Origin of the sequence: Nostoc sp. CHAB 5836, assembly GCF_020829445.1 — a bacterium.
Taxonomy (GTDB): domain Bacteria; phylum Cyanobacteriota; class Cyanobacteriia; order Cyanobacteriales; family Nostocaceae; genus Nostoc.
The window spans coordinates 1-10,335 of the sequence record NZ_JAIVFV010000213.1 but is presented as its reverse complement, the minus strand read 5'-3'; the positions used below and the strand labels follow the sequence as shown (position 1 = coordinate 10,335).

The 10,335-nt window shown below is 42.3% G+C and carries 10 protein-coding genes; 7 read left to right on the top strand and 3 right to left on the bottom strand.

Translation table 11 applies throughout. From position 1 onward, the window contains the following. Together LC605_RS28160 and LC605_RS28155 are read right to left on the bottom strand one after the other, a co-directional pair. On the bottom strand, positions 1 to 1,036 hold a 1,036-nt coding region (locus LC605_RS28160), incomplete at its 3' end, for a HAMP domain-containing protein (protein WP_229550749.1). Positions 1,037 to 1,609: 573 nt separating this feature from the next. Next, entirely contained in the window at positions 1,610 to 1,996 is a 387-nt protein-coding gene (locus tag LC605_RS28155) for a hypothetical protein (RefSeq protein ID WP_229550748.1), read from the bottom strand. A gap of 493 nt (positions 1,997 to 2,489) precedes the next feature. Here LC605_RS28155 and LC605_RS28150 point away from each other — a divergent pair, with 493 nt between their 5' ends. Then, positions 2,490 to 4,394 (top strand): chloride channel protein, encoded by a 1,905-nt coding sequence (locus LC605_RS28150; protein ID WP_229550747.1) that lies wholly within the window; start codon positions 2,490 to 2,492, stop codon positions 4,392 to 4,394. Between the two features lie 149 nt (positions 4,395 to 4,543). Here the strand turns inward: LC605_RS28150 and LC605_RS28145 are convergent, their stop codons facing one another. Further along, entirely contained in the window at positions 4,544 to 4,957 is a 414-nt protein-coding gene (locus LC605_RS28145) for an AbrB family transcriptional regulator (RefSeq protein WP_179068863.1), read from the bottom strand. Positions 4,958 to 5,493: 536 nt separating this feature from the next. Between LC605_RS28145 and LC605_RS28140 the strand changes: the two genes are divergently transcribed. From LC605_RS28140 to LC605_RS28115, 6 genes are all read left to right on the top strand, one after another. Then, a complete protein-coding gene (locus LC605_RS28140) occupies positions 5,494 to 5,934 on the top strand; it encodes an Rrf2 family transcriptional regulator (protein WP_229550746.1) in 441 nt (146 codons plus the stop codon). A gap of 274 nt (positions 5,935 to 6,208) precedes the next feature. Continuing rightward, positions 6,209 to 7,177 (top strand): adenosylcobinamide-phosphate synthase CbiB, encoded by a 969-nt coding sequence (gene cbiB / locus LC605_RS28135; protein ID WP_229550745.1) that lies wholly within the window; start codon positions 6,209 to 6,211, stop codon positions 7,175 to 7,177. A gap of 80 nt (positions 7,178 to 7,257) precedes the next feature. Then, positions 7,258 to 7,794: a bifunctional pyr operon transcriptional regulator/uracil phosphoribosyltransferase PyrR gene (gene pyrR / locus LC605_RS28130; protein ID WP_229550750.1), complete on the top strand. Its 537-nt coding sequence runs from the start codon at positions 7,258 to 7,260 to the stop codon at positions 7,792 to 7,794. 165 nt (positions 7,795 to 7,959) lie between these two features. After that, positions 7,960 to 8,262, top strand: coding sequence for an acylphosphatase (locus LC605_RS28125; protein WP_229550744.1), 303 nt, complete (start codon positions 7,960 to 7,962; stop codon positions 8,260 to 8,262). A gap of 86 nt (positions 8,263 to 8,348) precedes the next feature. Further along, positions 8,349 to 9,392: an agmatinase SpeB gene (speB, locus tag LC605_RS28120; RefSeq protein WP_229550743.1), complete on the top strand. Its 1,044-nt coding sequence runs from the start codon at positions 8,349 to 8,351 to the stop codon at positions 9,390 to 9,392. 346 nt (positions 9,393 to 9,738) lie between these two features. Then, entirely contained in the window at positions 9,739 to 10,197 is a 459-nt protein-coding gene (locus tag LC605_RS28115) for a hypothetical protein (protein WP_229550742.1), read from the top strand. The last annotated feature ends 138 nt before the right edge of the window (positions 10,198 to 10,335 follow it).

The window sequence follows — 10,335 nt, the reverse complement described above, 5'->3', positions numbered from 1 at the left end:
AAGGCGAAGGATGGGCATATTCTCGCTGATAAACTGCTACCAAATCCAGCAAGTCTTTGACATACTCACTAGCATGATTAATATTGCCATGAATAAAATTAACCGGATTGTTGATTTCATGGGCAACTCCCGCCACTAGTTGACCCAGACTGGACATTTTTTCAGATTGAATTAATTGAATTTGGGCTGTTTTCAGGTCTTTCAGAGCTTGCTGAAGTTCTGCTTCTGCTTGTTGACGCTCAACAATCTCGTCTCGTAATTGTTCGTTAGCATTGACCAACTCAGCTCTGGAATATTGCAGATCATCCGCCATTTTGTTGAAGGAGATAGCTAACTGGCCAATCTCGTCCTGAGAGCGAATCCCAACTCTGGTATCCAGCTTACCTTCAGCCAGGTTTACTACAGCTTGCTGGAGTTGTTTAATCGGTTTGCAAATGCTTATGGAAAACAAATAACCTACTCCTAATGACAATATGCCACATCCCAAACTTATGATCGACGTGACAACAATATTTTTATGGGCTGTTGCTAGCGCTGCTTTATAAAGCGGTGTATATTCTAAAACTACTGCACCAATTATTTCACCCTTGCTAGTCTTAAAAGCAACAGCAATCAATTGAATTCCATTTGGGTACTTAGGACTGCTCTTAATATATGTTCTTGGGATACCATCCTGAAGAGTTTTACCAACTTCGTTATTGCGATCGTGATCTAATCGCGTACCAATGTCTTCCTCAACTACATCTGCCAGAATAATTTTATTGTGGTCTACAATCTCCACATAACGCTGACGTCGCTTATGTAGCGATTGAACATGGTTTTGTAAATCGGCTAGCAATTTGTCTGGCGATCGCATTTCGTGATATTCAAGCTCGTGACTTACGAAATATCCCAGCAGTCCAGACAGTTCTTCAGCCTCTTGTTGAGCAAGATACTTAGCTAACTTCAACTGTTGATAAGCATTAATTGCACCAATAGCTGCTGAGAGAATAGCCATTCCTAGAATACCTGAAATTAATTTTTGACTAATTTTCATTCCTTGCTCAAAACCTCAAGTGCTGGCTATTGTGCTGATTTAGTTTTAGAGAGTTTCCCCTAATTCTAAAATTCCCACTTCTTTGCCTGAAAGCTACAGAGTCAACAGCCATTAGCAAAATCTTTAATCTCAGGTGAGTTCATCTGGGTCAGGACTTACGCAAAAACTCTCTGCAACTCTTATTTCTTGGCGTACTTGGCGTACTTCTCCCAGGGGGAGACGCACTCGCGTTTGCGGTTGGGTGCAAGGCCTAGATCTGACAATTCAGGTTATGTGGAAAAGTCCACTAAAAACCTAACCCCCTAACCCCCTTCCCGATGCGAGAAGGGTGAAATTCAAAGTCTCTCTCCTTAAAGGAAGAGAGAAATAGAAGTGAGGTTTTCCAGATGACCTGAATTGTCAAAACCTAGATCCCCTAAAAATATACAAAGAATTGTGGATAATTTATTTTTTGTCAGTCCCTAATATAAAACCGTGTCCTATTTGGGGCGAATAAGACACGATTTTATGAAGTATTGAGTTATAATATTACAAAAATCAAAGTTAAATTTGATTTATACCAAAATAATCCATTTACGGAGATTTGTTTCCTAATTCATTAACTTTCTCTGTTGTGGAAGGGACTTGCCTATCATAGTTTGTCCTTTCTTGGGTCAGAGCGATCGCACTAAAGAAAATAGCACCTCCTACAGCTAGGGCCACCATTGGACGCTTGAGCAAGACAAAATCTCTGACAATCCTCGCTAAAGGTCGGCTTTGACGACGTAGCGCCGAAGAAATCATTAATTGTCTCCAAGTAAACGGATCACGGACATAATGACCGCTTTGGCAAACGACTAGCCGTTCTTGGCAATAGGGACAGCAAAACAATCCCATGCGCCTTTTAACTGGTTTGGGGGTAGCATTTCTTTGGCAAATTGGGCAAGTAACATAATGATTATCAAAGGTGTGTATATTCATTTACCTCGTCCGCCTAGTCCATTTACTCGCTCTATAACAATAGCTATATTGAATGTCGATCAATACTCAGCAGACTTCCAAGTATGGTCTGACATCAGGCATAAATCATACATACATTGTATTACTACCAAGGATGGCTTAATGGTCGCAACACGAGTATAGCTAGATTTAGGCAAGGATGACTCCTAATTAATGTTTACGGGTGCGTCCACCCAGCCGACAAAAACCCTGTTGTCTTTAGAAAGAATAGCGTTGGCGCTCACTCGCACCCCACTACCATAGGCGTAGCCCAACCTAGACATCGCTGACCCTTAAATAATAATTGTTCCCTATTTAACCATTCTCCCCCAAAAATTTTGCACAATAACATTTTTTACTAAAGCTTTGTAAATTAAGCAAATCAAGTCTACTTGTCTGGTTGCCAAATAATGGCTCACAATGAGAAGTAACAGATAAAAATTTAAATTTTTTCTTACATTTACCTCGCCTCTCAATGACTCTCTTGCCTCCCACTCAACTGAGGAAGGTAACGGAACAACCTGCCTTTCCTACACCTTCTGCTCCTTTAGCTCACCTAATTAATCGTTTTCAACCATCCCCAGAAACCGTCGTGCTATTTTTAGCCATGCTAATTGGCGGTGGTACTGGTATGGGTGTAGTTACCTTTCACTATTTAATCCAGTTGATTCACCAGTTGATGCTGGAAAATTTAATGGGCAAAATCGGCGTTTGGGGTGCTTGGACTTTAGCCTGCGTTCCCACTCTTGGCGGATTAATCGTTGGCTTGATGCGCTGGCGAACTCAAGACTTTGGCCCTGGACTTTCATCTCTCATCGCCGCTTCTCAGGGAACGGAGATTAGGCGACCACTACGACCAGTGACAAAAATGCTGGCTGCATCTGTTTCTTTGGGGAGCGGTGCTTCTTTGGGACCAGAGGGGCCAAGTGTAGAAATTGGCGCCAATTTTGGAATGTTGTTCTCTGTGATCCTCAATGTATCTCAAGAACGACAACGTTTGCTGTTGGGTGCTGGTGCGGCGGCTGGACTTGCTGCGGGATTTAATGCTCCCATTGCTGGAGTATTTTTTGCCCTAGAGGTGGTGATGGGAGCTACATCTTTCGCTACTTCTGCTGTGAGCGTAGTGCTGCTAGCGGCGGTGGTAGCAGCATTAATTGCTCAAATTGGTTTGGGGGCACAACCTGCTTTTGATTTACCTGTTTACCAAGTCCGCAGTCCTTTGGAATTACCTCTTTACCTTGGCTTGGGTTTGGGGGCCAGCCTAGTTTCTCTCACTTATACAGAATTAATCCGTTTAGCAAAAGCCTGCTTTGCTGGGAAGGTTCGAGGTTTTGTCTTTTTAGGACGAATTCCTGAGCCGATTCACCCAATTATTGGCGGTGTGATCATTGGCGCAGTTGCTTTGCACTTCCCGCAAATTCTGGGCGTTGGTTATGAAACTGTAGAAGCGATGCTTCAAGATGTGGAGTTTCCACTCTACCTGTTGGTGGTGCTGTTGGTGGCGAAGCTGCTGATGACTGCAATTAGTACGGGTAGTGGTTTCATCGGCGGTTTGTTTGCACCAGCAATGTTTTTAGGTGCTTCATTTGGATCAGCTTACGCCAAAATTTTGGCTGTGGCATTTCCAGGTATTTGTGATCAGATGGCGGCTCCGCCAGCTTACGCAATGGTGGGAATGGCAGCAGTACTAGCTGCTAGTGTGAGAGCGCCGTTAACAGCTATTATAATGCTGTTTGAATTAACCCGCGACTATCGCATTGTTTTACCGTTGATGGCAGCTGTGGGTCTGAGTGTTTGGCTAGTGGAAAGGATTAAACCAACTTTTAACTCTAATTCTAATTTACAACAAATTGGTCTTTCGGAATTGAAAGATGAACAGGCGGAAATTATGCAGCAAATTTTGGTAGAAGATGCCATGTATCCCTATCCAAAAAAGTTACCTGCAACCCTTGGGGTATTAGATGCGGCTGTAGAAATGACCCGCGATCGCGTCCGCAGTGCTTTAGTAATTGATGAAGCAGAGCAATTAGTTGGTATACTTTCTCTGGAAGATATTAACCGTGCCCTTGCTCTTTGGCAAACTTACCCAAATTCCCTAACTAAAATTCCAGATAATTTATCCAGTCAAACCCTCATAGACATTTGTACTACTGAAATCCTCTATGCATGGCAGGATGAACTATTATCTGAAGCTTTAGACCGCATGACTCTTCGAGGTTTACATCAATTACCGGTGGTAGCACGAGACCAACCCGATCGCATTTTGGGTTTACTAGAAAGAGAGCAAATTGCATTAACCTGTAATTTAGCAGTTACGCGCAAGGCACTTCGCCACTATTTACCAGTCTTACCCACTACAGATATAGTCACTAGTCACTAGTCATTGGTCATTGGTCATTGGTCATTAGTCATTGGTCATTGGTCATTGGTCATTGGTCGTCATTGGTTTTTACAAAGGACAAAGGACAAATGACAATTGACAAAGGACAAAGGACAAAGGACAAATGACAATTGACTAATGACCATTTATTAAGCCGTGGCTTCTATAGCTTCATCATCTTCCCGATCTTCTGGATCTACCTGTCTCAGACGAATGTGCTTTTTGCCTAAAGTGATCAGAAACTCATCTCCTGGTTTAAGATTCATCTGTTTTGTATAAGCTGAACCTATAAGTAAGTTGCCATTAGATTGCACGCTAATTCTATAGCTAGCACTACGCCCACCACGCCCATTAGCACTGGGTGTACTGTCCAACTGAATGCCTTCAGCATCAATTAGGGCATTTAAAAACTTCATCATATTGACGCGCTCTATACCGTTTTTGGTAACAGTATAGTAGCCGCACTTCTTGGCTTTGTCTTCCTTGCTCTCGTTCTCTAGCTCTTTGACTTTTTTGAGCAGTTCTTCACCGAGTAGGGGTTCAATTTTTTTCAGTTTAGGCATCAACTTAGGTCGAAAAAGAATGTTTGAAGTGTTGGAATCGATTTTATTTTAGCTGAGGTTGAGCTAATAGGAACATAATCCTTTAGTTTTTATCTCAACCTAGCCAAGTATATTACACTCATAGGCACAATTGTTATCTGATTAACAATATTGCCAAGACAATCTATTTTAGAGAATGCTGGCAATGCTGATAACTATATATATAGTTTGTGAATCACTGCTAGACTAGACTTGTTTAAGTTTTCTAAACTAAGGCTCAAAAAGTTGTTTACAAGCTTTAGATGATAACTGAGTCACAAAATGATAAGTAAAACTGATCTCTAGTCCAAGGTCAACAGAAGGCAGTGCGGTCTTCTCTCACCTGAGTTCGATAGCGCGTATAGGGAGTGCGCGTCTTGTAGAGAGGGTCTGGGATTTCCTCCGAAGTTTGGAGCAAAGAAAGCCTCCGCTCCAACGGATCTCCAAGTAGAGCAACTGCGGTTCCGGGGTCAATATTAGGACTCTAGACTATTGACTAAACAACAAAGCTTGCCAAAATGAAACTAACTACCAGAGGACACTACAGTGTCAAGGCGTTACTAGATTTGAGTTTACAGCCAAAATATGGGCCTGGATCTGTGAGAGCGATCGCCAAACGCCAAGATATCCCAGCTCCTTACCTCGAAAAACTACTAATAGAAATGCGTCGTGCTGGGTTAGTGAAATCAATTCGTGGTAGCATTGGCGGATATAAATTGGCAAGAGAGCCTGCACAAATATCTATAGGACAAATTTTAGAAGCGGTTGGCGAGACTAGCCATTTACCCGCTCACACTCTAGCACCTACACAAGCTGAAGACTGGGTAACATTTAGCCTTTGGCAAAGACTCAACCAAAAGCTGAAAGAAGCTTTGTACAGTATTACTCTGGCAGACCTTTATTACGATGCTCGTAGTCGGCAAGCTTCCCTTGGGGAAGAAGCTAGTTTTGTGGTTTAGTCAATAGTCAATAGTCCAAATGTTGACCCTTGATTCTTAACCATAAGTAGGTCGGCGCAATTAAAGCTAACTGGCTAAGGCTGTCATTGGTCATTTGTCATTGGTCATTTGTCATTTGTCATTGGTCACTGAGCGAACGCGAGTGCGTCTCGTAGAGAAGTCGAAGTGCAGCCTCTGGTAGAGCTGTATTGGTCATTAGTAAGGGTTTTAAGCCTATTTACGTTTCGTAACATACTTGGGTTTTTTCGGACAAACTTACTTAGACTCGTAACTTATGACTAATAACATCTATATCTTAATAATTGCTGCACTTTTAGATTACTTAATTGGCGATCCTTGGGATTGGCCTCATCCAGTGCAAGTTATGGGGTGGGTAATTTCTCGCCTGAGCAAATTTTTTCTGCAATGGTGTCAAAATTCTCTGACACAACGCCTAGCTGGAATTGTACTAGGCATTATTTTAATAATTGGTAGCGGTCTTGTTGGCTTTTTGATGATTCAAAGTGCCAGATTGGTTAATCCGTTGTTGGGAATTGCCATAGAAAGCATTCTTTTGGCTAGTTGTTTTGCTGGCAGAAGTTTGCGAGCCGCCGCCGTGGCTGTTTTACAACCTTTAACAGCAGGAGATTTGGGTAAGGCTCGGAAGATTTTAAGTAATTACGTTGGTCGAGATACCCAAAACCTTTCACAAGCAGAAATTTCACGAGCCGTTTTAGAAACGGTTGCAGAAAATGCCACAGATGGGGTAATGGCTCCGCTTTTTTATGCAATTGTTGGTGTCTTTGTGCCAGTTGTGGGGCCAACTCCCTTGGCTTTAGCATACAAAGCCAGCAGTACCCTTGATTCAATGGTGGGCTATCGGGAAGCACCCTATACTTATTTGGGATGGTTCTGTGCGCGGTTGGAAGATTGTTTGACTTGGCTACCTTGTCGGTTAACAGTGGTGACTGTGGGACTGTTATCGGGTAAACCGATGCACCTTTGGCGAATTTGTCGTCGGGATGCAATTAACGATCCTAGTCCCAATTCCGGCTGGAGTGAGTGCGCCTATGCTGCCTTTTTGGGTGTGCAGATGGGGGGTACAAATTGGTATCGCGGCATAGCTAAATACAAACCACTGCTAGGAGATGCTATTTATCCCATTACTGCAACTTCTATTCAGAATGCTTTGCAGCTGACTCGATATTGTTTTTTGCTATGGTTAGGAATAGCGATCGCTATATTATTACTCCTGAAAAAGTAATGATTAATATCGGGCATTGGGCATTGGTTATTTCTCCCCTGCCACCCTTGCCTTCCTTGCTCCCCAATCCCTCTATAACTATGTCTGCAAAAGTAGTTGAGATCCTGTCATCAGAAGAAATTCGTCGTACCTTGACTCGCCTAGCCTCTCAAATTGTCGAAAGGTCGCGTGATTTGTCCCAAGTGGTGCTTCTCGGTATATATACTAGGGGTGCGTTATTAGCCGAATTGTTGGCTCGTCAAATTGAGATGCTTGAAGGTGTAGCTGTTTCAGTCGGTGCCTTAGATATTACATTTTATCGAGATGACCTTGACCAAATCGGGTTACGGACTCCAGCAAAAACCGATATTCCTTTTGATCTAACTGGGAAAACGGTCGTACTGGTGGATGATGTGATTTTCAAAGGACGGACAATTCGCGCTGCTTTGAATGCTGTAAATGAGTACGGAAGACCAGAGGTGATTCGTTTAGCTGTGTTGGTAGACAGGGGTCATCGTGAGTTGCCAATTCACCCAGATTTTATTGGCAAGAAATTACCTACCGCTAAAGAAGAAATAGTCAAAGTTTACTTACAAGATTTTGATGGACGAGATGCAGTAGAGTTGATGGGAGATTAGGCATTGGGTAAAAGTTATGTCCCGCAAGGAACTAAAGTTCCTTACTAATAGCAAAAGTCATCTGAAGATGACTAAATATTCCCAAAAATCTTTAGTCATCTGTTAAAAATAGGTTGTGTAGATACAAACTAGGTAGACTGGAAATCGTAAATATTAGACCAGCCCATGCAGAATTCCACAGCACTGCCAAAAATCATTCGCGCCCATGTATTCATTTCTGGCCGAGTCCAAGGAGTGGGCTATCGCTACGCCACTGTGGATACAGCTAGGCAGTTGGGATTAACAGGTTGGGTGCGGAATCTCGCCGATAGTCGAGTAGAGGCAGTTTTTGAAGGGGCGCGAGAGGTTGTAGATGATATGGTTCGCTGGTGTCACTCTGGGCCACCTGCTGCTGTGGTTAAAGATGTTGTGGTGGAGTATGAAGTACCGGAAGGGTTGCGGGGATTTGAATTTAAACGGGTTGAGTAGTTTACCGGCTGTAAAAAATTTTGATTACAATGCAGATGTCCACTAGGCAGCGTGCTGTCTATCCGCGTAAATTCAGAACATACTTAATGAGTAATCAACTACAAGACTACAATCCTAGCGGCGTAGGTGAAATAAATGGCAACCTCTTAGGTTTACCCTGCGATTATCAGTCCGCAAACCTAATTGTCTTTGGTGTACCTTGGGAAGTCACTGTTTCTTATGGTGCAGGGACTGCTAATGGCCCACAGCGAATTCTAGATGCTTCGACTCAACTGGATTTGTTCGATTTTGATCACCCTGATGGTTGGAAGCAGGGAATTTTCATGGTGGAAATTCCCCAGGATATTGTAGAGAAGAACACATACTACCGCGCCTTGGCAGCAAAAATTATCGAGCGATTAGCCCAAGGTAAACAACTCTCAGATACACCAGATTTAACACCTGTACTGACAGAAATTAATCAGGCCTGTCAACAGGTTAATCAATGGCTGTTTGAAAATTGTCAACAAGCAATTAACAATGGTAAGCGAGTTGCAGTCATTGGTGGAGATCACAGTTCGCCTTTAGGTTATTTCCAAGCATTAGCGGCTAACTACGCAAATTATGGCATTTTGCACATTGATGCCCATGCAGATTTACGCGATGCCTATGAGGGATTCGAGTTTTCCCATGCGTCTATTATGTTTAATGCGATGAAAATACCGCAAATTTCCAAGCTGGTACAGGTGGGTTTGCGTGATATTAGTCATGATGAAGTGCAAATGATTGACCAATCTAGCGATCGCATTATTGCATATTACGACCCAGCCATTAAGCAAAAGCTTTACTCTGGAACAACTTGGATCGATTTATGCCGAGAAATTATCAGTCATTTACCTGAGTATGTTTACATTAGCTTTGATGTAGATGGTCTAGATCCAAAACTCTGTCCGAGTACAGGTACTCCTGTTCCAGGTGGGTTGGAATTAGAGCAAACTTTTTTTCTGTTCCGGGAATTGGTCAATAGTGGCAGAAAAATTATTGGCTTTGATATCTGCGAAGTCGGTGATGCGGAGTGGGATGGTAATGTTGGGGCGCGGGTAGTTTACAAGCTAGCAAATTTGATGGATTTCTCTCAGCAGAATATTTAAGTAGGTCGGCGCAATTAAAGATAACTGGTGATGGCTGTCATTTGTCCTTAGTCATTCGTCATTGGTAACGGTTTCAAGCCTATTTACGTTTCCTCACATAGTTTGACTTATTTTCACCGACTTACTTAGCTTGAAGGAAGTGAAGCCAATACTGCGTAGGTTTTGGCAAAAAAATAAAAAATGTGTAGGTTGGGTTGAGGAACGAAACCCAACATTTTGCGTGGTTTGTTGGGTAACGCAAAGGCTCAACCCAACCCAATACTGCTCGGATAAGCAGGGGAAGCAGGGGGAGCAAGAATAGTGATTTGTATCAATAATTTCGTGAAATGGTATTAGAGGTAGTGTAATGTTTGAAAGACTCAAAAAAATATTAGAAGAAAATTACAAAGTTATTGTAGCTGCTATTGGGGGATTAGTTATTGGTGGTTTTGTTTTTGGAAAACTTATTAGTGGAATCTCTATCATCAGGGATGGGGATGGTTTAGGTATTGTTATTAATCGACAGCCACTACCAGAGTTCGTAGATGTTACTGGAGACTGGGTTTATGCAGCTGAAACAAATGATGAAGATATCAAATTCTCTGAGGATAAATGTAGAAAAAGATTTGGGACGGTTCATATAAGTCAAAAAGCAGGTAGCTATGAAATAATCTTATCTGGAGAAAGAAAAATTAAAGAGGAATGCTCATTAAGTTCTAACAGTAAACCTGCCAACCAAGTTATCCGTTGGAACAGTGAAAATGCTGTAGTATTAGTAACTAGACATCTCCATAAATTAATTATGCGTTGCCTGAAACCCTTGTAGAGACGTAGCACTGCTACGTCTCTACATTCATTTTCGGAGATGTCTAATACTAATTAACCTCTCCATTCACCCCTCGACCAAAATTTTCAAATACCTACTCATCAAAAGGCTGTATACATTCACTAATAATTCCGAATA